Source organism: Hylemonella gracilis ATCC 19624 (assembly GCF_000211835.1).
Classification (GTDB): domain Bacteria; phylum Pseudomonadota; class Gammaproteobacteria; order Burkholderiales; family Burkholderiaceae_C; genus Hylemonella; species Hylemonella gracilis.
Genome location: NZ_AEGR01000092.1, coordinates 1 through 25692 on the forward strand (window position 1 = coordinate 1; position 25692 = coordinate 25692).

Consider the following 25692-nt stretch of genomic DNA (forward strand, 5'->3'; position numbering starts at 1 on the left):
GATCGCCCAGGCCAACCAGATTCCGCAGGGCGTGCTGCAGCTGCTGCAGTAAGAGTTGGGGAGAGGAGGCGAGGCAGGGAAGAAGTTCCTTGCCCTGCTTTCCAGGGCTGGCATCTGAAACGGTGCCAGCCCTTTTTGTTTTGCATGATGGAATTCAGGCGGTGCGCGCCTACCGTTCCCTTGGTTACGTCTTGGGGTTTGTGGGGCTCAAGTTCCTGCACTAGGGGTCGATAACCGAGACAGGCAGAACAATGGCCTTTTGAGCCCGTTAATCGGCCGTGACAGACGGCGGGCGGGCGACCCATAATCTGCACTAATTTCGGCTGCTGGCGCCACTTCGGCGACCGGGCTATTCAGGAGTTTTTCATGGCTACGATGTCATCGGTGGGTATCGGTACGAATGGTCTGGATGTCCAGAGCATCGTTTCGCAGTTGGTCGCCCTGGAAAAGAAGCCCCTGGAGACGCTGAAGCTCAAGGCGGCGACGACCCAAGCCAAGATCACCACCATGGGGCAGATCAAATCCCTCGTGGACACCTTGAACACGGCCGTCAGCAAACTCACCAGCGTGACCGGTTGGAACTCGGTGGCGACCAGTTCATCGGCCTCGGACTATGTGACCGCGACGGCCATCGGGGGGACCCAGTCCACCAGTTTCGCCGTGGAAGTGCAGCAGTTGGCCACGGCGCGAGCCACGGCTTCACAGTCCTTGACTGCGGGCAGCTTCGTTGGAGAAGGCACATTGACCTTCACGGTCAACGGTCAGTCGGTGGACGTGGCTGTCAGCGCCACGGACACCCTGTCGGATGTGGCCAGCGCCATCAACGGCAGCGCTGCCGGCGTCACGGCCACGATCATGAAGGATGCCTCGGGCGAGCGCTTGCTGCTCAGCAGCAAGGAGACCGGAGCGGCCAAGGCCTTCAGTTTGACCGTGAACGACATTGACGGCGACAACGCGGACAACAACGGTCTTTCGCGCCTGCTCAATGGCGCGACGCAGACCCAGGCCGCACAAGACGCGCAAGCCACCATCAACGGCATTGCCGTGACTTCTGGCACCAACACCTTCGAGAACGTGGTCTCGGGCGTGACGTTGACGGTCAAGAAAGTGACGACTTCCGCGGCCACGGTGTCCGTGACCAAGGACGTCTCCGCGATGAAGTCGAACATCGAAGCCTTCGTCAAGGCCTACAACGACGTCAATGGCGTGCTCAACGAAGCGACCAAATACGACCAGGGTACGCAAGTTGGCGGTTTGTTCCAGGGTGACAGCACCATCATCGCCTTGCAAAGCGCGCTGCGCACGGCGCTGCAGACGGTGAACACCAGTGGAGGGCCGGGGGCGGCCTACACCACGTTGAGCAGCGTTGGCATCACGGTCGCTGCGCCGGTGATTGGCTCGACTTCCGTGACTGGTGGCGGCACGCTTGAGATCGACAGCACCAAGCTGACTGCCGCGCTTGCGAACCCCGATGCCATGAAAGCGCTGTTCAGCAGCACCGACGCGGGCAGTGCCCAGGGTATCGCGGTGAAGATCAAGAGCGTGACCTCGGCGCTGCTGGCGAACAGCGGCTTCTTCCAGCGCAAGGACGATGCCCTGGAACGTGAGCTCGACAGCAACGAAGAGCAGCAAACCGCCGTGAATGACAAGGCCAGCCGGGTTGAGGAACAGCTCAATCGCAAGTACAGCGCGCTCGATCTGCAGATGACCCAGCTGAACTCACTCAGCACCTATCTGACGCAGCAAATTGCCCAGTGGAACAAGTCCTCTTCTTGAGATTGAAGGGCTTTACTCGCGCGGGGGGTGTGCCGATATAGAGTTCAGTGGGGCGCAAAATAGCGGCTCATCGTTGAATTCCGTATCGGCTTGATTTTTAGATAGGACGGGACACCCCATGTTTTCACCGGCACGCCCTGGTGCCGCCGATGCCTACAGGCGCATCGGCGTTGAGACCAGCATGCACACCGTGGATCAACATCAGATCGTGAATCTGTTGTTTGAAGGGGTGTTGCGTGAAATCGTCCGGGCCCGTGGTGCGATCCAACGCGGTGATCTGACCACCAAGATCGACGCGATCTCGCGTGCCCTGCGCATCATCGAGGAAGGCCTGTCGACCAGCCTGGACCGCGTTGATGGTGGCGAGCTGGCGCAGAACCTGTCCACGCTGTACGACTACTGCATGCGCCAGCTGGTGCTGGCCAATGCGCGCAGCGACGAGTCGCTGCTGCAGGAGGTGCAATCGCTCTTGGAGCCGATTGCGCAGAGCTGGAAGGACATCAGAGCGCAAGCCCTTGGGCTGGGCGCCGAGTCTGGCGAAACGTCCCCTCAGGGACAGCGCGCTGGCCCCGTCGCGGGAAGCGCAGGAACCGGGAGTTGACCATGTCTCAGATGCTGATTGACTATTACAAGTCCATTGAAGACGGCAGCCGTCGCATGCTGGAAGCCGCCCGCGCCAAGGATCTAGAAGGCGTGATGCGCTACGAGGGGGTGTGCGCCGTGCTCATCGAGCAACTGCGTCAGCGCGCTCGTGAAGAAAACTTGAGCGCGGAAGAGCGGCGCGAGAAAACCCAGATCATGCAGCGCATCTTGCGCAATGACGCCGAAATCCGGCAATTGACCGAGCCATGGCTGGGCCAGTTGGAGGACGAGATGATGGGCGGTCTTTTCGACAAGGCACATCCCAAAGTCCTGCACTGAACCGTGCTGCCAGCAGGCGCACGAGGCATGCGGCTTGTCCGCGGATCGATGATTGGCCCCGCCAGGGCCCACATCTTTCATGTCTGAGCGAGACAGCAGCGCCTCCCAGAGGGGTGCACTGCCTCAGGTTCAAACGGACATGTTCATGATGTCGGTGTAGGCCTGCACCATGCGGTTGCGCACGTGCAGGGTGGCTTGGAAGCCGATCTGGGCCTTTTGCATGGCCACCATCGTCTCTTCCAGGCTGACTTTCGGGTTTTCCATCTGCACTTGACGTTGCATTTCGCCCGAGTAGTTCTGGGATTTGCTCACGGCGCGCAGGGCGGCCTTGAACTCGTCCGTGAAGCCTTGTGGGCCGTGCGATTCGTCCGGCATCACCGCCTTGCGGGCGGTATCCGGTTGAGTGCGGTTGAGCGTCAGGTTGGGGTTCAGTCGCAAGTCCATGTCAGTGTTCCTTGTGTTGAACGGTCAATGGGGTCCATGAAGTCACGAACTGGGCCGGAAAAGCCGGGATGATGGTGCTGTTGTCCTCTTGACAACCCCCGCCAATCGCGTCCGCGTCCGTGAGGAATTGGGGGAGATGCTAGTCCCCGCCTTCTAGGGCTTTGGGGGGAAAAGGAGGGTGTTTCCCCGCCTTTTTCCACTAAAGATTTCGGTCACTGCCAGATAATTCCATGCCAAAGACGCCCGTAATGGGCTTACTCTGGCGTTACGACGCATGGAATGAAACATGGCTGAGGCTGCTGTACTTACCCCGATGAACCCGGTCGCAACGTCGCCCATGGCGTTGCCCGCCAATCCGACGCTCTCCCAGCGCTTTGCGGCGCTCGAGCGAGGTCAGAAGATGCGCTTGGCGCTGGGCGTGGTCCTGGTCGTGGCTGTCCTGCTGGGCGCCTTGCTCATGAATCACAAGACCGATTGGCGTGTCTTGTTCAGTGGACTGTCCGACAAGGATGGTGGCGCCATCATCGCGCAACTGACGCAGATGCAGGTGCCTTACCAGTACACCGAGGGCGGCGGTGCCATCCTCGTGCCCGCTGACAAAGTGCATGACACCCGCTTGCGTCTCGCGTCGCAAGGACTGCCCAAGGGCTCGGTCACCGGCTTTGAGCTGATGGAGAACAGCCGCTTCGGCGCGACCCAATTCCAGGAGCGCGTCAACTTCCAGCGCGGTCTGGAAGGTGAGTTGACCCGGTCCATCCAAGCGCTGTCGTCCGTGCAAAGCGCCCGTGTGCATCTGGCCCTGCCGCAACAGAATGGCTTTTTCCGCGAGCAACAGAAGCCGTCGGCTTCCGTGCTCTTGACCCTGTATCCCGGCCGCATCCTGGATCGCGCGCAAATCGCGGGCATCGTGCACCTGGTGTCGTCCAGCGTGCCGGAAATGAAGCCCGAGGCCGTGAGCATCGTCGATGACACGGGCAAGCTGCTGTCCCAATCGCCGGATGGCGCCGCCGGCCAAGACGGCGTCGACACCCAGCAACTGAAGTATGTGCAGCAGATCGAGGCTCAGTACCGTCAGCGCATTCTGGACATCCTGGAGCCTGTGGTTGGCAAGGGCAATGTGCAGGCTCAGGTGACGGCCGACGTGGACTTCTCGCAAAGCGAGCAGACCTCCGAAACCCACACGCCCAACCAGGCCCCCGATACCGGTGCGGTGCGCAGCCAGCAGACGCTGGAGAGCACCAACCCTGGCCCGGCAGGCCCCTCTGGCATTCCTGGCGCGGTGAGCAACCAGCCGCCCGGACCCAACTCCGCCCCCATCAATGCCGCCGCGCAAGCGCTGGCGCCGGGCGTGCCGCAAGCTCAGGCTCAGGCCCAGGGTCGTGCCGGACAAACCGCTCAAGCGGCCGCGCCAGTCAGCACCCGCAAGGAGTCCGTCATCAACTACGAGGTGGACAAGACCGTGCGTGTCGTGCGCGCCGCCCGCGGGGCCATCAAGCGCCTGAGCGCTGCCGTCGTGGTCAACCAACGCACGCAGGCGGATGCCCGTGGCAACGTCGCGCCGGTTCCCCTGACCCAGCAGCAGGTGGACCAGATGACGGCCCTGGTGCGCGAGAGCATCGGCTTCAACGGCGATCGTGGTGACTCCGTCAACCTCATGAACGCACCCTTCGTGGTCGACGCCAAGGCCGATGAGAGCTTGGCGTTCTGGCAGCAGCCCGCCGTCCAAGAACTGGCGCGCGACCTTGCCTGGCCGGTCGGCGCCGTCTTGCTGGCCCTGGTGGTGCTCTTCGGTGTGGTGCGTCCGGTGCTCAAGGCCATGCAGGCACCGCCCCCGCCTCAACTTGACGCACTGTTGGATGAGGATCTGGAGCTGGGCTTGCAAGATCCCATCAAGAAGGGTCCGCGCATCCAAGAGCGTCAGTTGGAGGAAGCTCGCAAACTGGCGCGTGAGAACCCGGCCGCCGTGGCGGGCATCGTGAAGAACTGGATCGGCAGCAACAAGGATGACATGGCCTTGTTGCCCCAAAACCCGAACGCCGTGGTCAACTGATTGACCGACGGGGGAGCGAAAAATGGCACAGACGAGTATGAACGAAGGACTGCAGGACGCCGCCGTGCTGCTGATGTCCCTCGGAGAGACCGAGGCCGCGGAGGTGTTCAAGCACCTCGCGCCCAAGGAAGTGCAGAAGTTGGGTGAGGCGATCGCCCGCACGAAATCCATCACCCGCGACCGCGTCGACGAGGTGATCGACCGCTTCACCACCGACGCGGCTGACCAGAGTCTGATCGTCACCGACTCGGGCGACTATGTGCGCTCCGTGCTGAAGCTGGCCCTGGGCGAAGACAAGGCCGCTCTGTTGATCGACCGCATCCTGCAAGGCGGCGACGTTTCCGGCATTGAAAGCCTGAAGTGGATGGACCCGGTGTCCGTGGCCGAACTCGTGCGCAACGAGCACCCGCAGATTCTGGCCGCCATTCTGGTGCACTTGGACTACGACCAAGCCGCCGCGGTGCTCAAGCTGCTGGGTGACCGCCAGCGCAACGAGGTGATGCTGCGCATCGCCACGATGGAGGGCATTCAGCCCACGGCGCTCAAGGACCTCAACGAGGTGCTGTTCAAGGTGCTGTCGGGCGGCGACAAGGTGCGCAAGGCCTCGCTGGGTGGCGTCAAGACCGCTGCGGAAATGATCAACCTCTTGGGCACGACCCTCGAAGGCGCGGTGCTGGAGTCCATCCGCAGCTTCGACGCGGAGCTGGCGCAGAAGATCATGGACAAGATGTTCGTCTTCGACGACATCATCAAGCTCGACAACAAGGCCATCCAGGTCGTGCTCAAGGAAGTGCCGGCCGATTCGCTCATCGTGGCGCTCAAGGCCGCGCAACCTGCCTTGGTGGAGCGCTTCCTGCTCAATATGTCCTCGCGCGCCTCGGAGTCCATGCGCGAGGACTTGGAGTCCAGCCCGCCCATGCGCCTGTCGGAAGTCGAAGTCCAGCAGAAGGAAATCGTCAAGATCGTGCGCCGCCTGGCCGACGAAGGAGAAATCAGCATCGGTGGTGGTGGCGAGGAAGATGTGATGGTCTGAGCTGGGTCCCGGCTGCGTCCGGGCTCGTGCAATGTGTGCCCCAAGAATGTCCTGATTGAACTCCATGCCGCAGACGAATTCCCGCACCGGTTCCCGCTTCATTCCCAGCGAGGAAATCAACCAGCTCACCCGTTGGGATTTCAACGACGTGGACGAGGCAGGCTTGTTGCTGGCCCAGCAAGCGCGCGAGCGCGAGGAACAGGCCCTGCTGCTGGAGCAGCAAGCCTACGAAGAGGCCATCCACAACCGGGGCCGCGAGCAGGGCTATTCCGAGGGCTATGCCACCGGCTTCGAGCAGGGCAAGGCCCAGGCTCAGGCCGAGGCGCAGAAACAACTCAGTGACTACATCGCCCGGCAAGGCCGGGTGGCCGCCCAACAGTTTGGTGCGCTCATGGTCTCCGCCAGTGACCAGCTCGAAGCCGCCGAGCAAATGTCCGCGCAAGCCGTGCTGGAGTTGGCGTGCGAGTTGGCGCGCCAAGTGTTGCGCAAGGAAGTCGCGGGCAATCCGAACGCTTTGCTTCCGGTGATCCGCGAGGCCTTGGGGCAATTGTTCACGGACGTGCGTGCCGTGCAGGTGCGCCTGCACCCGCTCGACCTCGAGGTGCTGCAGGACGTCCTGGTGGAGGAGTATCCGAATTTGAAGCTCAGCTTGCAGCCCGATGCAGGCTTGACCCGGGGCGGCTGCATCGTCGAAGCCGCGGGCACCGTGATCGATGGGCGCATGGAGAAGCGTTGGTTGCGTGCCATCGGACGCATAGGGCAGTCGCTGAGCTGGGAGGACGGCGCGTCGGAAGACGGTGCCGATGAGCCCGCTGACAAGGAGACCGGCCATGGCCGACGTCCTGCCTGAAGACGCAGCACACGGCGAACCCTCGCCAGGTGGCTCCGAGCCTTCGCGCGCCCAGCCAGGAGCACGTTGGCGCCATTTTTTAGATCAGGCCCGCCAGCAGGCCAGCGCACCCCAGACCACCCTGGATTCGGGCGGCACGCTCACGCGTCTGACGGGCTTGGTGCTGGAGGCCGCGGGCATCCGCGCCAGCGTCGGTTCTCAATGCCTCATCACTCAGCCTGGGCAAAGCCCGGTGCTGGCCGAAGTGGTGGGTTTCGCCGGTGACCGGGCCTATCTGATGCCCGCCGGCGACGTGCAGGGTTTGTCCAGCGGGGCCACGGTCATGCCGACCGCTCCCTACGTGCCACCGCTGCGCCTGGGCGCGGATTGGACTGGCACGGCAGAAGGCGCAGCAGTCCGTCCCGCAGCCTCCCCCTCCCATTTGATGGCCTCGGGCCAGCTGCGCCTGCCTCTGGGTGAGGGCTTGCTGGGCCGCGTGGTGGACGCCCAAGGTCAACCCATGGATCACCGCGGCCCCCTGTCCAACGTGGTGTCCCGTCCGCTGGACCGCAGCCCGCTCAATGCCATGGACCGTGCCCCGGTGCGCGAGCCGCTGGACACCGGCGTGCGCAGCATCAATGCCCTGCTGACAGTGGGGCGCGGCCAGCGCCTCGGTTTGTTCGCGGGCGCAGGCGTCGGTAAAAGCGTGTTGCTGGGCATGATGGCCCGCTACACCGAGGCTGAGATCATCGTGGTCGGCCTGGTGGGCGAACGGGGCCGCGAAGTCAAGGAATTCATCGAGGACATCTTGGGCGAGGAAGGCCGTCGACGCTCCGTGGTCGTCGCGGCGCCCGCCGATGCACCTCCCTTGCTGCGTTTGCAGGCCGCGGGTTATGCGACGGGCGTGGCGGAGTATTTCCGAGACCAGGGCAAGCACGTGTTGCTGCTCATGGATTCGCTCACGCGTTATGCGATGGCCCAGCGCGAGATCGCCTTGGCCGTTGGAGAGCCGCCGGCCACCAAGGGCTATCCGCCGTCCTGTTTCGCGAAGTTGCCGCAGCTGGTTGAGCGCAGCGGCAATGGCCTGAATGGCGTGGGCTCCATCACCGCGTTCTACACCGTGCTCGCCGAAGGTGACGACCAGCAGGACCCGATCGCCGACGCGGCGCGCGCCATTCTGGACGGCCACATCGTGCTGACCCGGGCCTTGGCGGAAGCCGGGCATTACCCGGCCATCGACATCGCGCAGTCCGCCTCGCGCGTGATGCACAACGTCGTGTCCAAGGAGCATTTCGAGTTGGCGCGGCAGTTCCGCGGCATCTCCTCCCGCTACGAGCGAGGCCGCGATCTCATCCAGATCGGGGCTTACGTGCCGGGCGCGGATCCTGGTTTGGACGAGTCCATCCGCCTGCATGAGCCCATGATGGCCTTCTTGCAGCAGGACATGTACCAGGGCGTGACACTCAGTGAAAGCCTGGCTGGCATGGCCGTGGTGGTGCAACGCGAACCGAATCCGCAGCCCGCCAGGCCGAATGCGGCCCAAGCGCAACGCCCCATACAGCCGGGCGTTCAGTCGCAAGCCGGTAGAGGTCAAGGGGTGGCCGCATGACGCAGGCCTTGCGCAGTCTGCAGCTGGCCATCGAGATGGCCACGCGCGCGCGTGACGAGGCCGATCAGGCCTTGCAGCACGCCTTGCGCGTGCTGCAGAACGCGCAGGCGCAGATGGCGCAGCTCTCGGGCTACGCCGATGAAACCGATTTGCGTTGGGCCACGGCGAACGCATCCGCGCTGAATGGTGAGTTGATGATGCACCACCGCAATTTCATGGGCCGCTTGCGCGAGGCCATCCAGATGCAGGAAAACGTGTTGCGCAATCTGGAGCGTCAGGTCGATGCGGCCCGCCAGCGACGGGTGCAGCGGGAAATCAAGCTGAAATCCTTCGAGCAACTGCTGGAAAAAAGACTGCGGGAGCGCGCCGTGCTGGCGGCGCGGCGCGAGCAGAAGCAAATGGACGAATTCGCGGGGCAGATGCATGCCCGCCAGGTCATGGCGCGTCGCATGCGCGAGGAAAGCATAGGAGAAAACCGATGAGCATGGAACATGGTGTGAGCACGAGCACGGTCAAGACTTCCCATGGCGCGAATGGCGCCAGCGGGCACAGTTTTGGCAAGAGCCAGGCCGGCGCAGCAGGCGGCTTCGCCTCTTTGTTGTCGGGACTGGGTGCGGAAGATGAAACCCTCGGCGTCGACGTGCTGGGGCTTGACGCCTCGCAGACCGTGGCGGGCGAGGGCTTTGACCTTGCCACGGACGTGGACACCACCGCGGCCGTGCCAGGTTTTGGCTTCGATCCATTGCACGGCGGCGCCGGTGCGCTCGCCCCCCAGGGGGACGATCCCGCTCAAACGGCCGCGGCCGCGGCGGCGGCGCTGGCCGCATTGGGCTTGGAGCCTCTTGCAGGCACGCCGGGGGCCACCGATGCCTTGGCGGCAGGAGCAACGGATTCATTGAAAGCGGTGGCGGGTGCGGGTGCCGTGATCCCGGGGCAGCTGGGCGCGAACATGCCTGGCGAAGGATTCGCCAAAACCGCGAATGGGCTGAGCGCTGGCCGCGTGGCCCTCCAGGCGGGTGTCGACACCCAGGGGACCGCACGGGACGCCACGGTGCTGAATTCACGCGAGGCCACCACGGCGCTCTTGGGCAAGACTTCCGAGGTCACCACGTTGGCCATGGATGGCCTGGGCCTGCAGCGTCAGGTGGGGCAACGCAATGCCACGGTTCGCGCCGATGCCGCCAAGGCCGATCAACTGCGTGGCGCCAAGGGCGAAGATGCCGCAGCGCGCCTCGGATGGCGCAGCGACATGGTCGCCCAGGCGACGCAGGCGGCCTTGGCCGCAAGCGGTCAACAAAGCGGGGCCATGGGAGACACCGCGGGGCGATTCGGTTCCTCTGCGGGCGAGCGTGCCGAAGAGGGAGCACGCGCGACGGTCAACGATTTCGCGGCCATGAGCGGCCTGTCCAATGGGGTGAGTGGTTCGACGGGCGTGGACTCGAGCAATACCCTGACGCCAGCAGCCGTCTACACCGATCCCTTGATGAGCCCAGAAACCCAGGTGGCGGAGCAAGTGAGCTACTGGGTTGGCCGAGGGGCGCGCAACGCCGAGATTTCCGTGGAGGGCCTGTCCGAGAACCCGATCCACATCACCATCGCGATGCAAGGGCAGGAGACGCATGTGGCGTTCCGCGCGGAGCAGGCGGACACCCGTCAGGTTTTGGAAGACGCCGTGCCGCACCTGCGCGAGCTGCTGGAGCGCGAGGGACTCACGCTGGCGGATGTGTCCGTGGGTCACTCCGATCCCGGTTGGAGTGGCGGTTCCGAAGCCAGCGCGCAGGCGCGTGAACAGGCCGCCCAGCGCGCCCGCGTTGGCGGCGTTGGCGGGCGTGAAGGCGAGGACACGGGGGGGGCAGCGTTGCCTGGCGCGGCGCGTGCGGTGACCTTGCCCGCGGGGCGCACCTTGGATCTGTTTGTTTGATGAAAGCTTGAGCGCAGCGGGCCGCGCATGACCTTCTGTGGCGCAGGTCGTGAAGGATGCACGGTGGCTGTAGGCATGCACTGGGGGTCTGATTGACGTGATTTTTCACCTTTAATCAGGCGATCAACCCCCAACTGGGCGAGAATAATCCATTGAATCAGCGGGTTTGTCCTGAACTCGCGAACCCAAACCATTGTTGTAGAGGATGCTGCCGTGGCAACTGCGAACAAGCCTGCCGAAACCGCCACCGCCCCCGCGGAGAAGCCCAAGAGCAAGCGCCTGCTGATGATCGGCGTGGCCCTGGTGCTGCTGGCCGTGGCCCTGGCGGGGGGATGGCTGTATCTGCAAAAGCGCAATGCGGACATCATGCTGGGCGTCGAGGAAGAGCACTCCGAGGAAGAAGAGGAAGTGGTGGTGGAATCCGCCGCGCCCATCTACCTTCCCCTCGACACCATGGTGGTCAATCTGTCGCCGGACGGTGATCGCGTGGCGCAGATTGGCATCACGCTGGAAGTCTCCGACGCCCACTCCCTGGAAAAGGTCAAGAGCTATCTGCCGGCCCTGCGCAGCGACATCTTGCTGCTGCTGTCTCAGCGCACGGCCGAGGAGTTGCTGACGAATGAAGGCAAGGAAAAGCTCAAGGCCGACATCCTGGCTTCCGCCGCGGCGCAGATGAAAGCCGCCCGCAAGAAGGGCGAGAAGCGTGGCCCTCAGCCGGTGCGCAAGGTGCATTTCTCCAGCTTCATCGTGCAATAAGTCGCCTGAATGCGCATGAAATGAACCAACGGAACAGGCCCACCCCATGAGTGATTCGTTCCTTTCCCAAGAGGAAGTTGATGCCCTGCTGGAAGGCGTCACTGGTGAGAGCCAACGCTCGACCGACGACGCCGCGAAGATCGGTGAAGTCCGCTTCTACAACATTTCCAGTCAGGAACGCATCGTCCGCGGGCGCATGCCGACGATGGAAGTCGTCAATGAGCGCTTCGCCCGCAACTTGCGCATCAGCCTGTTCAACTTCATCAGGCGCAGTCCTGAGATTTCCGTCGGTCCCGTGCAGGTTCAGCGCTACAGCGCTTTCCTGCGCGAGCTGGCCGTGCCCACGAGCTTCAACATCATGGCCGTGCGCCCGCTGCGTGGCAACGGCATGATCGTCTGCGAGCCTTCGCTGATCTTCGGCGTGATCGACACGCTGTATGGCGGTATTGGCAAGTTCCAGTCGCGCATTGAAGGGCGTGATTTCTCGGCCACCGAGCAGCGCATCATCAACCGTTTGGTGGATGTGATCTCGGACGAATACAAAAAAGCGTGGCGTGGTATTTATCCGCTGGAGCTGGAATACCAGCGCAGCGAAATGCAGCCGCAGTTCGCCAACATCGCCACGCCGAGTGAAATCGTGGTGTCCAGCTCCTTCCAGCTGGAAATTGGCGAGATGTCCGGCACCATCCACTTCTGCATTCCCTATGCGACGCTGGAACCGATCCGGGACGTTCTGTATTCCTCGACGCAGGGCGACTCGATGGAAGTCGACCGGCGTTGGGTCAACGTGCTGACGCGCGAGATCCAGGCGGCCGACGTGACTCTGGTGGCTGAACTCGCGCGCGCCAACACCACCGTGGAAGAACTGCTGGCCATGAAGGTCGGTGACTTCATTGAGTTGGAGCGCCAGCCTCGCATTGAGGCGACAATCAGCGGCGTGCCGGTTTTCGAGTGTCAATACGGCACGCACAACGCCAAGTACGCGATCCGCATCGAAAGAAGCCTGCGCGGCAATGACACTAGTTGGATGGGGGAACGTTAATGGCAACGGAAAATACTGAAAACGCAACGGGTACCGAGCAGAAGCCGCAAGACGATCCGATGGCCGATTGGGCCGAGGCCTTGCAGGAGCAAAAGCCCGACGATGGCGCGGTCGAACCAGGCGGCGTGCTCAGCGAGAGCGCTCGCGGTGACGCGCCGGCCGCGGACATCAACATGGTGCTGGATATTCCGGTTCAGTTGTCCGTGGAGCTGGGCCGCACCAAGGTGCCGATCAAGCACATTCTGCAACTGGGCCAGGGCTCGGTGGTGGAGCTGGACGCGCTGGCCGGTGAGCCGATGGACGTGCTGGTCAACGGCTACCTGATCGCTCAGGGTGAGGTGGTGGTCGTGAACGACAAGTTCGGTATCCGCCTGACCGACGTGGTCACACCGTCCGAGCGCTTGCGTCGCGTCAGCCGGGGTTCTTGATCAACCGGGCGAACTGAAATTGCCTGGGGTGGCTCGGCGGCGCCGAAACTCCGGCCCGTTGCGATTTACACTCCAGCCCTATGCAAAGTCTCGCTCTGGTTCTTCTTTTCCTGGCCCTGCTGGTCGGGCTGGCCTATGCCCTGCGCTGGTACCAGCGGCGGCACGGCCTGGGCATGGTGCCTGGGTCAGGCGCCAACATCATCTCCACCGTGTCCGTCGGCCCCCAGCAGCGGGTGGTGACGGTCGAGGTCGGCCCTGAAGGGGCTCGCACCTGGCTGGTTCTGGGAATCACCGCACAGAACATCAATTGCTTGCATGTGATGCCCGCGGGCGCCCATCCCACGGGGCGCCCAGGAATGCCGGCCCGCTGAGCGTGCCGATTCAACTCGCCCGCTGGCAACCGAGATGCTCATCATGAAGATGCCTGTCCTGTCCTGGCAAGGATTGTTCTCCGAGCGCTTGCCGTCGATGCGACTGATCGCCGGCTTGCTCTTGCTGGCGCTGGCCGTGCCGGCCTTGGCCCAGGACAGTGGCGGGATGTCCCTGCCCCTGCTGACGGCCAGCAACCGTGGCGGCACCAGCTACTCGGTGCCAATCCAGACACTGTTGTTCTTCACGGCGCTGTCATTCCTGCCGGCCGTGTTGCTCATGATGACGGGCTTCACCCGCATCGTGATCGTGCTTTCCCTGTTGCGCCAGGCCTTGGGCACGCAGTCCGCGCCACCCAACCAAGTGATCATCGGTCTGTCGCTGTTCCTGACCTTCTTCGTGATGGGGCCGACCTTCGACCGCGTCTACGCGGAGGCCTACCAGCCCTATACCCGCAATGCCCTGACCTTCGAGCAGGCCGTGGACCGCGCCGAAGTGCCGGTTCGTGAATTCATGTCCAAGCAAACCCGGCAGTCGGATCTGGCCCTGTTTGTCAGGCTGTCCAAGCTGGATGCTGCGACCACGGCCGAGAACGCGCCCATGCGGGTGCTGATTCCTGCCTTCGTCACCAGCGAGTTGAAGACGGCCTTTCAGTTCGGCTTCCTGATCTTCATCCCCTTCCTGGTGATCGACATGGTGGTGGCCAGTGTCTTGATGTCCTTGGGCATGATGATGCTGTCGCCCGTGCTGGTGGCTCTGCCGTTCAAGTTGATGTTGTTCGTCCTGGCCGACGGCTGGAACCTCTTGATCGGCTCATTGGCGGCCAGTTTCGCGACCTGATCGCGAGTTGGCGTCGCAACCTTTGTAGGAGTGAGTGGTCATGAATGCGGAAATGGTGCTGACCATCGGGCAAGAAGCCTTGTTCATTTTGCTGATGGTGTCCGCACCCCTGCTGGGTGCCGTTCTGCTGGTGGGCTTGCTGGTGAGTTTGTTCCAGGCCATTACCCAGATTCACGAGGCCACGCTGGCCTTCGTGCCCAAACTGGTGGTGGCGCTCGCGGTGTTTGCCTGGGCGGGGCCTTGGATGCTCAGCGTGCTGGTGGATTACATCCGCCGCACGATCGAAATGCTGCCCAGCATCGCGCTGTGACGGCGTGTGTGAGCCTCTTCTCCCTCTCGGGCCTGGCTGCCCACGCTGATCATCCGACCTCCAAGCCCGAGAGGCTTGCATGCTGACCTTTGACGAAGCCCAGATCATGGCGTGGCTCACGCCCTTGCTCTGGCCTTTCTTGCGTGTGCTGGCCGTGTTCACGTCCGCACCCATCTTCTCGACCCGGGCCTTCCCGGTCCGCGCGCGCATCCTGCTGGCGCTGCTGGTTGCCGTTTGCGCTCAGGCCACGCTGCCCCCGATGCCGGTGATCAGCCTCAACAGCCCGGAAGCCCTGGGCGTGACGGTGCAGCAAGTGGCCATAGGGCTGGCCATTGGCTTCGTTGTGCGGCTGGTGTTCGCGTCTTTCGAATTGGCCGGTGAAGTGATTGGTTTCCAGATGGGCTTGGGCTTCGCTTCGTTTTTCGATCCCGCGCTCAGTGGTCAGAGCAACGCGGTGGCTCGTTTCTTCGGCTACATCGCCGCGCTGCTGTTCGTGGTGCTGAATGGACATTTGCTGGTGCTGATGGCCGTGACGCACAGCTTCGTAGCCTTCCCGGTGTCGCCGGATTTCCTGAGCAACGTCCGGTCCATGCAGATCCATTTGCTGGGCGGCGAACTGTTCGCCAGCGCCCTGTGGATTGCCCTGCCCATGATCGGGCTCATGCTTTTCGCCAACTTGGCGCTGGGCATCATCTCGCGTGTGGCGCCGCAGATGAACGTCTTCGCCATCGGGTTTCCTCTGACCATTTTCGTCGGTTTGATCGGGTTGACAGCGACCCTGCCCATGCTGGATGGGCCTTTTCAATCCTTGCTTGAGCGCATGATGGACTTGTTCGGACGCCCCTAGCGGCGCCTGCCCGGGAGCGCGTGATTGCTCAGGATTAGACCAGGCCGTTCCGAATGGCGTAGACCGTCAGCTCGGCGTTGTTGGCCAGCTTGAGTTTTTCCAGGACGCGAGAGCGGTAGACGCTGACCGTTTTCGGGCTCAGCATCAGCTCTTCGGCGATGTCGGACAGCCGTTTGCCAGAGGCGATCTTGAGCAAGGTCTGCAGCTCGCGCTCGGACAGGCTGTTGTGCAGGGCCTCGGTGCTGGGGGTGGCGAGGTTGTCCACCAGCATCTGGGCCACGTCCGGGGTCACGTACTTGCGTCCCTGGGAGATGGTTCGCACGGCGGTGACCATCTCCGCCGGGTTGCCGGCCTTGTTCAGATAGCCTTGAGCGCCAGCGCGCAGGCAACGGATCGCGTACTGGTCTTCCGGGAACATGGAAACCACCAGGACCTTGATCTGCGTGTCTGTCTCACGCAGGGACGCCAGCACCTCCAGGCCGCTGCGGCCTGGGAGGTTGAGGTCCAGCACCAGCACGTCGCAGGGCACGGTGCGCAGCAACTCCCGCACTTCCGAGTAGCTTCCTGCTTCGCCCACGATCTGGATATCGACCGTTTCAGCGAGCGTGTCGCGAATGCCGCGGCGTACCACGGCGTGGTCGTCGCAGAGAATGACACGGATCATTGGCGGTTTTCCTCCATCATGCCTCCTCCACGAGTCCGGGATTGCTCTGGGGAGAGAGCGGGATCGAGAGGGTAATCGAAGTTCCGGCCCCGGTGCGGCTGCTGATGTCCAGCCAGCCGCCGACGGTGCGGGCGCGCTCCTGCAGACCCTTGAGGCCGAAGGAGCGGGGCTTTTCGCGTTCCTCGGCGGCGATCCCCTGGCCGTTGTCGGCGATTTCCAGCGTCAGCACGCCTTCGGCGTCGGACAGCTCAATGTGCACTTCACTGCAGCGGGCGTGCTTGGAGATGTTGGTCAGTGCTTCCTGCGCGGTTCGATAAGCGGTGAGTTGAAGGTCTCGCCGCACGTCCGGATCGTGCAGGATGGCGCGCAGCGTGGTGCGGATTCCCGTGCGACGCTCGAATTCGCGTGCCAGCCAATCGATGGCGGCATGCAGCCCCTGATCCAGAATGGCCGGCCGCAGGTTCATCATGATGCGCTGGCTTGCGCCAATGGCATGTCGCAGCATGTCGGTGGCGGCTTGCACATGGGTCAGCGTTTCAGGGTCGCTATGGTGTCGGCTGATCCAGGAGAGGTCGAACTGAATGGCCGCCAACGAACCCCCGATGTCGTCATGGATTTCACGGGCTATGGCCGCACGCTCCTGCTCGATGGAGCTTTGCAGGTGCTCGGCGAAGCGTGCCAGACGCTGCTCGGACGCGGCCAGTTCCTCGACGGCCAGCTCCCGCTCGCGCTGGGCTTGCCGCACTTCCATCGCCCGTTGGATGACATGCGCGAGTTTCCCCAGGTCATCCTTGAGCAGGTAGTCGCTCATGCCCAGTTGAATCGCGTTCACTGCCGCGGTTTCACCGATGGCGCCCGAAAGCAAAATGAAGGGCGGGGTCCAGTGCAATGCCGGGATACCCTGCATGGCTTGCCAAGCGTCCAGCGCCGTGAAACCCGGCAAGCGGTAGTCCGCAAGCACGGCGTCGTAATGCTCCCGCGAAAGTGCCCGCACGAACCCATCCAGGCTTTCCACTCGGGTGAGCTCGCAGACGAGTCCTGCCCGGCGCAGCGCCTGGCGCACGATGTCGTGGTCCAGCGTCGAGTCCTCCAGATGCAGGAGCTGGATGGCTGTCGGTCGGGCGAGTTGCTGCATGCTGGGGCTGGGCGACGTTGGAGCAGCGCGCAATGGTGCTGGATCGGGTGGGAGGGGGCAGAAAACGACGCAAATGTTGAGCAAATCCGTGGCAATTCGGGGGAATCTGCTACGCTTGTGTCCTGCAAAATTCTAAATGCTGGACGGTGAACAGTATGGAGCCGAGAATCACACAGTCAACTTGACACTCAACTGAAACGATCATGCAAGCCCCCAACTCTCTGCCCGCAGAAAAGCCCGCCGTGCAATTGCCGGTGATGCTGGTCGCCGAGGTGCAGGATTCCTTGTTGGTGGTCACGCACGATCTGGCGCGCTTGGACGGCCTGCTGGCCCACACGATGGAAAATCTGATGGAGCGCTTCACGCGTGCCCTCGACCGTCTGGACAAGCTCTCGAAGGTCGACGCAGACGCACTGAAGGAGGTGCGTGACGCGTTGGGGTCTGCGGTCACGGAGCTTCAGTTCCAAGACATGGCTTCCCAGCTCATCACGCATACTTCCAAGGTGTTGCAAGGCTGCGCATACCGCCTGGCTTCCGAGGCCATGGGGCAGGAAGACGGCGAGGCGGTGCCGTTTGTCGAGGATGTGCCGGAACGGCCCAATCCGGTGACCCAAGACGAGATGGATGCGGGATCAATCGAATTGTTCTGAAGCATCCCACGCAACTCAAAAACAACTTTTTCCCCCGGAGCTAAACATGGCCCTTATCCTTGCAGTAGATGACTCTCCCTCGATGCGTAAGATGGTTGCCTTCACCCTGACAGGTGCTGGCTACCAAGTCGTGGAGGCCGCCGATGGGCAGGAAGCCCTCGAGAAGGCGCAGCAGCAGCATGTGGACCTCGTGCTCACTGACCAGAACATGCCCCGTCTTGACGGCTTGGGTTTGATCCGCAAACTGCGCGCTGATCCGAAGTACAAGGACACGCCGATTTTGATGCTGACGACTGAATCCAGCGATCTGATGAAGGAGGCTGGTAAGACGGCTGGTGCAACGGGTTGGCTGGTTAAGCCTTTCGACCCGGCGCGCCTGCTGGAGGTCATCCAGAAGGTCATCAAGTAACACGCAAGCGGATAAGCAGTTCTCGCCGTCCGTCGGACGCGAGTGCAGAACAAGGAGTAGGGTATGGCCGAGGGCTATCAGGAAAGCGGCGGCGGTGATGGACTGGATCTGACCCAGTTCTATCAAATCTTCTTTGAAGAGGCCGGCGAGAACCTCGACCAGATGGAGCAGATGCTGCTCAACCTGAATCTGGAGACGGCCGACGACGAGGCGCTCAACGGTATTTTCCGTTGTGCCCACTCGGTCAAGGGTGGCGCCGCGACTTTCGGCTTCAGCGACGTGGCCGAGCTGACGCACCAGATGGAGTCCTTGCTGGACAAGCTGCGCCGCCATGAGCTGCAGCCCAACCCCTTGATGGTCGACGTGCTGCTGGAATCTGCCGACGCCTCCCGACTTTTGCTGGCGCGGCACCAGACTGGCGACACCAGCGATCCTCCGTCCACGGCGGGGCTGGTTCAACGAATCAGCGAATTGGCCGCTGGCGGTGTGCCGATGATGGCTGACCCCGTGGTCGAAGTGGCGCCCGTGGCGCCACCCGCTCCTGTTCCCGTGGCGCCGCCGGCAGCTCCTGCCGTGGCACCGGCCGCAAGCGCCCCCAAGGTTCCACAGTCGCGCCTGCTCGAAGTTCGCCTGGGCCCGTTGGAGCGCACTGAGCAGGCTGATGGGGTCAAAGACCTGTTCCGCGATATCGTGGGCTTGGGTCGCATAGCCGAAGTGGCGAGCGACAAACCGGAGATTCGTGTTTTCAAGGTGAGGACCTCATCGGCCAACGAGGAGTTGCTAGATCTCTTCGTTTTCCATGTCTCACGTGAACAGGTCCAGATTCAGCAGCTGCCGGAAGAAGAGGGCATCGTGGGCTGGTTGGATCTGGAGGATCCGCCGGCTGATGCCCCGGTGGCGCCAGCGCCTGGGTATGGCTTTTTCGAGAATGCGCCGGGTGGTTTCAACTCTACGCCTACGCCTGCGCCAGCACCTAAAGCGGCCACACCGGCCCCGGCCGCAACCCGTCCGGCGGGAGGTGGCAGTGCCGCTGCCTCGGCGCACGCAGTGCAGCCTGAAGCGGCGACTATCCGCGTGGCGATCAGCAAAGTCGATCAATTGATCAATTTGGTGGGTGAACTGGTGATCACCCAGGCGATGCTGGCGCAGAACAGCCAGTCGCTGGACCCTGCGGTGAATCAGCAACTTCTGGCTGGTTTGGCTGACCTCGATCGCAACACGCGCGATTTGCAGGAATCGGTCATGTCCATTCGGATGATTCCGATGTCCATCGTGTTCAGCCGCTTTCCCCGCATGCTGCGTGATTTGGCGAGCAAATTGGGCAAGAAGGTGGACTTCGTGACCCAAGGGGAGGCCACTGAACTGGACAAGGGCCTGGTTGAGAAAATCACTGATCCCCTGACACACTTGGTGCGCAACAGCTGCGACCACGGCATCGAGTTGCCCGAAGACCGTGTGACGGCGGGCAAACCGGAGACGGGCACCATCACCTTGTCCGCCGCGCATCAGGGCGGCTCCATCGTGATCGAGGTGCGAGATGATGGCCGTGGCCTGTCGCGTGAAAAAATTCTGCAAAAAGCCCGTGAGCGAGGGCTGGAGGTCTCCGACAGCATGTCGGACCCGGATGTCTGGCAACTCATCTTCGCGCCCGGATTCTCCACGGCCGAAGTGGTGACCGATGTCTCCGGCCGTGGCGTGGGCATGGACGTCGTGAAGAAGAACATCGCCGCGCTCAACGGCACTGTGGAGATTGACTCGGTCTTTGGTCAGGGCATGAAAGTGTCCGTGCGCTTACCTCTGACCTTGGCCATCATGGATGGTATGTCGGTGGGGGTAGGCGAAGAGGTGTACATCTTGCCCCTGTCGTCCGTCGTCGAGTCCTTCCAAGTCAAGGAAGATGCGGTCAACACCATTGCTCAAGGCTCTCGCCTGGTCAAGGTGCGTGACGAATACATGCCGGTGATTGAGCTTGAGAAGGTCTTTCAGGTGCCGCGTCATGGCTCCGACAAGGCTAGCGACATCATGGTGGTGGTTGAAGCCGAGGGCAGTCGTGTGGCTTTGCTGGTGGACGAATTGCTCGGCCAGCAGCAGGTCGTGGTGAAGAACCTGGAGACCAATTACCGCAAGGTACCCAACGTGTCAGGCGCCACCATCCTCGGTGATGGACAGGTGGCCCTGATTCTTGACACGAGCGCCCTGGTGCGGCGCTCCCGTCATTGATTGCGAGGAGAACAGTGATGAATGAGGTGGTTGGTGAAGCCAAGACGGCGACCAAGGGCGCCCGGGAGTACCTCACGTTCCGTTTGGGTCAAGAGGAATACGGCATCGATATCCTCAAGGTGCAGGAAATCAGGGGCTATGAAAAGCCGACCCGCATCGCCAACGTGCCTGAGTTCATTCGCGGTGTGGTGAACCTGCGTGGCACCATTGTCCCGATCGTTGACATGCGCCTGAAGTTCAATTGCGAGAAGGCGGAGTACAACGGGTTCACGGTGGTCATCATCCTGAATCTTTACAACCGGGTGGTGGGCATCGTGGTTGATTCCGTCAGTGATGTGATGGAGTTGACATCCGAGCAGGTACGTCCTGCTCCAGACCTCGACGCATCCTTGGACAGCTCCGCCGTGCTTGGTCTTGGTTCCGTGAACGAGCGCATGCTCATTCTCTTGGATATTGAGAAGTTGATGGCCAGCGTAGACATGGGGCTGGTGTCCTTGAATGCCTGACCCATGCTGCCGTCCATCCATACAAACTCATAAAGCTTTTAGCGCATGCTGGCCGCCGACAAAATCGCTCGACCGCCCAAGCCGGGTCCTGGGACAGGATTGGGCGGTGGCGTGAATGTCGATGCGATGAGTGGGGATTCGCAGGCGCGTGAGTTCAGTTGGACACAGGAAGATTTCGTCCGTGTTCAGTCGCTGATTTACCAGCGTGCCGGTATCAGTCTGCATGACGGCAAGCACGCCATGGTCTACAGCCGCTTGTCTCGTCGCTTGCGCGAGACCGGTTATCAGAGCTTTCGCGATTACCTGGCTTGGTTGGAGTCCCACGATGGACCGGAGTGGCAGGAGTTCGTCAACGCCCTGACCACCAATCTGACCTCGTTCTTTCGCGAGCAGCATCATTTCGACATCCTTGCCGAGCATCTCAAGTCACACCCGGGACGCGCATGGCAGGTCTGGTGCAACGCCGCCTCAACTGGCGAGGAGCCGTATTCCATCGTCATGACGGCTTTGGAGGCCTTGGGATCTCAGGCCCATTTCAAGCTTCAAGCCAGTGACATTGATTCCAAGGTGCTCGCGACGGCTGCCCGCGGTGTGTACCGTTTGGAAGCGGCCAAGGGGTTGGATACGGCCCGGTTGCAGCGCTTTTTTCTGAGAGGGAAAGGCGCGAATGCCGGACTGCTGCGCGTCAAGCCTGAACTCCAGCGGATGGTCGAATTCCTTCAGGTCAACTTGATTCGAGACGACTGGCCCTTCAAGGAAGCTTTCGACATTGTGTTTTGCCGCAATGTCATGATCTATTTTGACGCTCAGACCCAGCGTCGTGTGTTGGAGAAGATCCATCGCGTTATGAAGCCGGGAAGCTTGCTTTTTGTCGGTCATTCGGAGAACTTCAACGAATCGCGCGATTTGTTCGTGCTGCGCGGAAAGACAGTCTATGAGCGGCGCTGAACAACGCTTTAAAGGATTTGCGATTGCCAGCGCAATCCCGCGTAACTTGTCCGGGGGCATGCAATGAGCACATCTGCCTTGCGACCCATGACTCAAGGTGGCGCCAAGATTCTTGCGGGTGGTCGAGTTTCCCGCGTGGATGAACTGCGCGCTCAGGCCCGCAAGCCTGGAGAGGCCTCATTTTTTTACGTCGATCACCATTTCCAGTACGACGCCGTCAAGGTCCTGCCGGGTGAGTACTTCGTCACGGGCGAGGATGTTCTGGTCATGACGGTTCTAGGGTCCTGCATTGCTGCGTGCATATGGGACAACAAGGCCCGCCTGGGAGGGATGAATCATTTCATGTTGCCCGAAGGCGAGGATGGCTCTGGCCGTTACGGTTCCTACGCCATGGAACTGTTGCTCAACGAAATGTTCAAGATGGGCGCGCGCCGGGAAACCATGCAAGCCAAGATTTTTGGCGGTGGTGCGGTCATGGCGGGTTTCACCACGATGAATGTCGGCGAGCGCAATACCCAGTTTGTGTTGGACTATCTGGCGGCTGAGCGCATACCGGTGGTGTCGCAGGACGTGCTGGACGTGCATCCGCGCAAAGTGTGCTTTTTTCCTGTGACCGGAAAAGCGCTTGTCAAACGCTTGGCCCATGCGCATCCCGAGGCGCTCGTGGTCGAAGAGCGCAAGGGCAACGCGGTCAATGTGGCCAAGTCGACGGCGGGTGGCTCGGTCGACCTGTTCTGAAACACACCCGCTGGTGTTGGAAGGGGAGACGGTTTGAAGAAGATACGCGTGGTTGTGGTTGATGATTCGGCGCTGGTGCGCAGCCTGCTGGCTGAAATCATCAATCGGCAACGCGACATGGAGTGCGTGGGCGTGGCGAACGACCCGCTGGTGGCACGTGAAATCATCCGCGAGTTGAATCCCGACGTCATCACGCTGGATGTCGAGATGCCGAGGATGGATGGCCTTGATTTCCTGGGGCGTCTGATGCGTCTTCGGCCCATGCCCGTGCTCATGATCTCGACGTTGACCGAGCGTGGTGCCGAGGTGACCATGAAAGCCTTGGAGCTTGGTGCCATCGATTTCGTCGCCAAGCCTCGGATTGGCTTGGCCGAGGGCATCAAAGAACTTGCCGATCAGATCGTCGAAAAAATCCGCGTCGCCGCTTCCGCGCATGTCAAGCGCGCCCTACCGCAACCTGCTCCCGCGCGCGCGGCGGGTTCTCCGGAAGCTGCGGGTGTTGCGCCTCCTCCTGCCAAATTGCTGGGGCGTGTGTCCACGGAAAAGCTGATTTGCATCGGTTCATCCACCGGAGGCACGGAGGCCGTTAAGGAAATCCTGATGCGCATGCCGGCTGACGCGCCAGGCATCTTGGTGACCCAGCACATGCCCCCGGGCTTCACGACCAGTTTTGCGGCGCGCTTGAACGGCCTGTGTCAAATCACCGTCAAGGAGGCGGAGGACAGGGAGCGCATCCTTCCTGGGCACGCCTACATCGCTCCGGGGGGCCGTCATTTGCGCATCGATCGCAGTGGCGCTAACTACATCGCGATTGTCGAGGATGGTGAACCGGTCAATCGCCATAAACCGTCTGTAGATGTGTTGTTTCACTCCTGTGCGCAGGTGGTCGGACCCAATGCCTTCGGCATCATGCTGACCGGCATGGGTAACGATGGCGCCAAAGCCATGCGTGAGATGAAAGATGCCGGTAGCTACAACTACGTGCAGAACGAGGCTACCTGCGTGGTGTTTGGCATGCCTCGTGAAGCCATCGCCCATGGTGCGGCGGACGAGGTGCTCCCTTTGCTCGAGATCGCCCCTGCTTTGTTGAGCCGCTTGCGCAGTGGTGGCGGGGACCGCTACCGTGTCTGAGATCGTTGCCGTCGGTGCAGGCAAGTCGCTGCCTACGCCTCTCAACCGTCTATTCGCGCAGGGACAGAAACTCCCAGCGCGACATTGCTTCCGTCAACTCTTCGTCGATCTGTGCATCCCGTTGATGCAGTTCGGCGGCCCGTCTCGGGTCGGTGCTGTAGATCTGACCCGCGGACAGTTCTTCGCGCAGGGCTAACTGCTCTTGTTCCAGGCGCTCGATGAGGTCGGGCATGGTCTCTAGCTCACGGCGCTCCTTGTAGCTGAGTTTGCTCCCACGTTGAGAGACAGGAGTGTGCGCCACGCTGGCTTGCTCCTGAGCATCCGGTGGTCGGCTGCTCGTTGCCAGGTTCGAGCTCCGAGATTCCATGGAGCGCTTGGACTGAGTGAGCCAGTCTTCCACGCTGCCTTGGTACTCCTGCCACCGCCCGTCGCCTTCGTGGGCGATGATGCTTGTGACGACCTGATCGAGAAAACTGCGGTCATGGCTGACCAAGAACACAGTGCCCTGGTAGTCCTGCAGCAACGCTTCCAGCAACTCCAAGGTGTCGATATCGAGATCGTTGGTGGGTTCATCAAGCACCAGCACATTGGCCGGTCGCGCAAACAGCCTGGCCAAAAGCAAACGGTTGCGTTCGCCGCCCGACAAGGAGCGTACAGGGGTGTTGGCCTGGGAGGGGGTGAACAAAAAATCGCTGAGATAGCTTTTGACGTGCTGTTTGCGGCTACCGATTTCCACCCATTCGCTGCCTGGGCTGACGAAATCCTCCAGGGTCGAATTCAGATCGAGTGCGTCGCGCATCTGGTCAAAGTAGGCGACCTGCTGCTTGCTGCCTTGGCGAATTTGTCCTTGGTCTGGTTCGAGTTCGCCGAGGATGAGTTTGAGCAAGGTGGTCTTGCCTGCGCCGTTGGGGCCGATCAGCCCCACTTTGTCGCCGCGCAACAAGGTAGCACTGAAATCCCGGATGACCACATGATCGCCATAGGACTTGCTGACGTGGCTGAGCTCGGCCACCAGTTTGCCGCTAGGGGTGCCGGCGGCAATGTCCATGCGAACACGACCGATCGCTTCGCGGCGCTCGGCTCGCAGAGTTCTCAGGCGTTCGAGGCGTGAGACGCGGCTTTGACTGCGTGTGCGCCGTGCTTCCACCCCTTTGCGTATCCATACCTCCTCCTGCGCCAGAAGCTTGTCGGCTTTGGCTTGAATCACTTCCTCTTGCGCGAGTTGCTCGGCCTTCTGGGCTTGATAGGCCGCGTAGTTGCCCGGGTAACCTCTGATCTGCCCGCGGTCCAACTCGACGATGCGCGTGGTGATGGCATCAAGGAACGCGCGATCGTGGGAAATCACAATCACGCTGCCGTTGAACTCGCGCAGCAGCTGTTCGAGCCACAGGATCGACTCAAGATCCAAGTGGTTGGTGGGCTCATCCAGTAGAAGCACATCGGGCTGCGCCACCAATCCGCGGGCAAGCGCCACACGTTTGCGCATGCCGCCGGAAAGGTTTGATATGTTGGCCTCAGCGGGCAATCTGAGGCGTTGCAACGTTTCGTCCAGGCGCTGTTGCCAGTTCCACCCATCGCGCGCTTCGATCTCGTCTTGGAGTTGGGTCAAATCCCCGTCTCCTTGCGCGTAGCGGGTCGTTAATGCGATCAAGTCGACCAAGCCCTCGCGAACGCCCTCCAGCACGGAGATGCTGTTCGCAGCGAACACAGGTTCCTGCGGTACGTAGGCGAGGCGCAAGCCTTGCCGCAACTGAAGTTCGCCGTCATCCAGCTTCTCCAGTCCCGCAAGAACCTTGAGCAGCGATGACTTGCCTGTTCCGTTGCGGCCTATCAGTCCAACGCGTTCGCCGGGCTCCAAAGAAAAATTGGCGCGGTCCAAAAGGGGTGCGTGGCCAAACGCCAGCGCAGCATTCATCAAAGTGATATCCGACATAAAAGAGCCGCAAGAACGCGAAATTTTTTCCATTAAAGGGCCGATTCTGACTGCTCCTACATCCTGGGTCTGAGCGGCCGGCGCGCCTGACTTTGATTTTTTTTGGGGCCGGATTTGCCAGACGTTAAAACCTCGTGCTATAGTTGCGGTCTTCGCTGCTGACGGCGGTCTTCTTCGGGAAGG

At 61.8% G+C, this 25692-nt stretch carries 27 protein-coding genes; 23 read left to right on the top strand and 4 right to left on the bottom strand.

The window, feature by feature from the left end:
- The first annotated feature begins 366 nt into the window (after nucleotides 1-366).
- The 3 genes from fliD (at nucleotide 367) to HGR_RS13960 (ending at nucleotide 2697) form a co-directional block, all read left to right on the top strand.
- The gene (gene fliD, locus HGR_RS13950; protein WP_039853692.1) at nucleotides 367-1776 is read left to right on the top strand and encodes a flagellar filament capping protein FliD; all 1410 of its coding nucleotides are present in this window, start codon (nucleotides 367-369) and stop codon (nucleotides 1774-1776) included.
- A 118-nt stretch (nucleotides 1777-1894) separates the two neighbouring features.
- Nucleotides 1895-2377, top strand: coding sequence for a flagellar export chaperone FliS (fliS, locus tag HGR_RS13955; protein WP_006298950.1), 483 nt, complete (start codon nucleotides 1895-1897; stop codon nucleotides 2375-2377).
- Between the two features lie 2 nt (nucleotides 2378-2379).
- Nucleotides 2380-2697 (top strand): flagellar protein FliT, encoded by a 318-nt coding sequence (locus HGR_RS13960; RefSeq protein ID WP_039853694.1) that lies wholly within the window; start codon nucleotides 2380-2382, stop codon nucleotides 2695-2697.
- A 129-nt stretch (nucleotides 2698-2826) separates the two neighbouring features.
- Here the strand turns inward: HGR_RS13960 and fliE are convergent, their stop codons facing one another.
- Nucleotides 2827-3141, bottom strand: a complete 315-nt coding sequence (gene fliE, locus HGR_RS13965; RefSeq protein ID WP_006298952.1) for a flagellar hook-basal body complex protein FliE — start codon at nucleotides 3139-3141, stop codon at nucleotides 2827-2829.
- Between the two features lie 313 nt (nucleotides 3142-3454).
- On the opposite strand from fliE, the gene fliF reads away from it, so the two are divergent.
- The 13 genes from fliF to fliR all read left to right on the top strand — a co-directional run bounded on the left by fliF (nucleotide 3455) and on the right by fliR (nucleotide 15175).
- On the top strand, nucleotides 3455-5191 hold the full coding sequence (gene fliF, locus HGR_RS13970; protein WP_050797475.1) for a flagellar basal-body MS-ring/collar protein FliF: 1737 nt from the start codon (nucleotides 3455-3457) through the stop codon (nucleotides 5189-5191).
- Nucleotides 5192-5228: 37 nt separating this feature from the next.
- Nucleotides 5229-6224, top strand: coding sequence for a flagellar motor switch protein FliG (gene fliG, locus HGR_RS13975; RefSeq protein WP_006298954.1), 996 nt, complete (start codon nucleotides 5229-5231; stop codon nucleotides 6222-6224).
- A 64-nt stretch (nucleotides 6225-6288) separates the two neighbouring features.
- Complete coding sequence (locus HGR_RS13980) at nucleotides 6289-7074, top strand: FliH/SctL family protein (RefSeq protein WP_006298955.1); 786 nt, start codon at nucleotides 6289-6291, stop codon at nucleotides 7072-7074.
- The gene (gene fliI / locus HGR_RS13985; RefSeq protein WP_006298956.1) at nucleotides 7055-8662 is read left to right on the top strand and encodes a flagellar protein export ATPase FliI; all 1608 of its coding nucleotides are present in this window, start codon (nucleotides 7055-7057) and stop codon (nucleotides 8660-8662) included. Before HGR_RS13980 ends, fliI begins: the two co-directional genes overlap by 20 nt.
- Nucleotides 8659-9144, top strand: coding sequence for a flagellar export protein FliJ (gene fliJ, locus HGR_RS13990; RefSeq protein WP_006298957.1), 486 nt, complete (start codon nucleotides 8659-8661; stop codon nucleotides 9142-9144). Before fliI ends, fliJ begins: the two co-directional genes overlap by 4 nt.
- Complete coding sequence (locus HGR_RS13995; RefSeq protein WP_006298958.1) at nucleotides 9141-10583, top strand: flagellar hook-length control protein FliK; 1443 nt, start codon at nucleotides 9141-9143, stop codon at nucleotides 10581-10583. Before fliJ ends, HGR_RS13995 begins: the two co-directional genes overlap by 4 nt.
- 213 nt (nucleotides 10584-10796) lie before the next feature.
- Entirely contained in the window at nucleotides 10797-11339 is a 543-nt protein-coding gene (locus HGR_RS14000; protein WP_006298959.1) for a flagellar basal body-associated FliL family protein, read from the top strand.
- 46 nt (nucleotides 11340-11385) lie between these two features.
- The gene (fliM, locus tag HGR_RS14005; RefSeq protein ID WP_006298960.1) at nucleotides 11386-12381 is read left to right on the top strand and encodes a flagellar motor switch protein FliM; all 996 of its coding nucleotides are present in this window, start codon (nucleotides 11386-11388) and stop codon (nucleotides 12379-12381) included.
- Nucleotides 12381-12809: a flagellar motor switch protein FliN gene (fliN, locus tag HGR_RS14010; protein WP_039853697.1), complete on the top strand. Its 429-nt coding sequence runs from the start codon at nucleotides 12381-12383 to the stop codon at nucleotides 12807-12809. The genes fliM and fliN overlap by 1 nt, the downstream gene beginning before the upstream one ends.
- Nucleotides 12810-12889: 80 nt before the next feature.
- Nucleotides 12890-13180 (top strand): FliO/MopB family protein, encoded by a 291-nt coding sequence (locus tag HGR_RS14015; protein ID WP_006298962.1) that lies wholly within the window; start codon nucleotides 12890-12892, stop codon nucleotides 13178-13180.
- A gap of 49 nt (nucleotides 13181-13229) precedes the next feature.
- Complete coding sequence (gene fliP / locus HGR_RS14020; protein WP_050797476.1) at nucleotides 13230-14018, top strand: flagellar type III secretion system pore protein FliP; 789 nt, start codon at nucleotides 13230-13232, stop codon at nucleotides 14016-14018.
- A 40-nt stretch (nucleotides 14019-14058) separates the two neighbouring features.
- Nucleotides 14059-14328 carry a flagellar biosynthesis protein FliQ gene (gene fliQ / locus HGR_RS14025; protein ID WP_006298964.1) on the top strand — a complete coding sequence of 90 codons (270 nt, stop codon included), beginning with the start codon at nucleotides 14059-14061 and terminating at the stop codon, nucleotides 14326-14328.
- A 79-nt stretch (nucleotides 14329-14407) separates the two neighbouring features.
- Nucleotides 14408-15175 carry a flagellar biosynthetic protein FliR gene (fliR, locus tag HGR_RS14030; RefSeq protein WP_006298965.1) on the top strand — a complete coding sequence of 256 codons (768 nt, stop codon included), beginning with the start codon at nucleotides 14408-14410 and terminating at the stop codon, nucleotides 15173-15175.
- A gap of 34 nt (nucleotides 15176-15209) precedes the next feature.
- Here the strand turns inward: fliR and HGR_RS14035 are convergent, their stop codons facing one another.
- The gene (locus tag HGR_RS14035; protein WP_006298966.1) at nucleotides 15210-15839 is read right to left on the bottom strand and encodes a response regulator; all 630 of its coding nucleotides are present in this window, start codon (nucleotides 15837-15839) and stop codon (nucleotides 15210-15212) included.
- Nucleotides 15840-15855: 16 nt separating this feature from the next.
- Nucleotides 15856-16974 carry a hybrid sensor histidine kinase/response regulator gene (locus HGR_RS14040; RefSeq protein WP_006298967.1) on the bottom strand — a complete coding sequence of 373 codons (1119 nt, stop codon included), beginning with the start codon at nucleotides 16972-16974 and terminating at the stop codon, nucleotides 15856-15858.
- A gap of 203 nt (nucleotides 16975-17177) precedes the next feature.
- Between HGR_RS14040 and HGR_RS14045 the strand changes: the two genes are divergently transcribed.
- The 7 genes from HGR_RS14045 (at nucleotide 17178) to HGR_RS14075 (ending at nucleotide 23576) form a co-directional block, all read left to right on the top strand.
- Nucleotides 17178-17624 carry a hypothetical protein gene (locus tag HGR_RS14045; protein ID WP_006298968.1) on the top strand — a complete coding sequence of 149 codons (447 nt, stop codon included), beginning with the start codon at nucleotides 17178-17180 and terminating at the stop codon, nucleotides 17622-17624.
- A gap of 46 nt (nucleotides 17625-17670) precedes the next feature.
- Nucleotides 17671-18033, top strand: a complete 363-nt coding sequence (locus tag HGR_RS14050) for a response regulator (protein WP_006298969.1) — start codon at nucleotides 17671-17673, stop codon at nucleotides 18031-18033.
- A 63-nt stretch (nucleotides 18034-18096) separates the two neighbouring features.
- A complete protein-coding gene (locus HGR_RS14055; protein ID WP_006298970.1) occupies nucleotides 18097-20253 on the top strand; it encodes a chemotaxis protein CheA in 2157 nt (718 codons plus the stop codon).
- A 17-nt stretch (nucleotides 20254-20270) separates the two neighbouring features.
- On the top strand, nucleotides 20271-20759 hold the full coding sequence (locus tag HGR_RS14060; protein WP_006298971.1) for a chemotaxis protein CheW: 489 nt from the start codon (nucleotides 20271-20273) through the stop codon (nucleotides 20757-20759).
- A 126-nt stretch (nucleotides 20760-20885) separates the two neighbouring features.
- A complete protein-coding gene (locus HGR_RS14065; RefSeq protein WP_237701422.1) occupies nucleotides 20886-21707 on the top strand; it encodes a CheR family methyltransferase in 822 nt (273 codons plus the stop codon).
- Nucleotides 21708-21794: 87 nt separating this feature from the next.
- On the top strand, nucleotides 21795-22445 hold the full coding sequence (gene cheD, locus HGR_RS14070) for a chemoreceptor glutamine deamidase CheD (protein ID WP_006298973.1): 651 nt from the start codon (nucleotides 21795-21797) through the stop codon (nucleotides 22443-22445).
- A gap of 33 nt (nucleotides 22446-22478) precedes the next feature.
- On the top strand, nucleotides 22479-23576 hold the full coding sequence (locus tag HGR_RS14075; protein WP_006298974.1) for a protein-glutamate methylesterase/protein-glutamine glutaminase: 1098 nt from the start codon (nucleotides 22479-22481) through the stop codon (nucleotides 23574-23576).
- Between the two features lie 49 nt (nucleotides 23577-23625).
- Here the strand turns inward: HGR_RS14075 and HGR_RS14080 are convergent, their stop codons facing one another.
- Nucleotides 23626-25509 (bottom strand): ABC-F family ATP-binding cassette domain-containing protein, encoded by a 1884-nt coding sequence (locus HGR_RS14080; protein WP_039853700.1) that lies wholly within the window; start codon nucleotides 25507-25509, stop codon nucleotides 23626-23628.
- Nucleotides 25510-25692 lie beyond the last annotated feature (183 nt).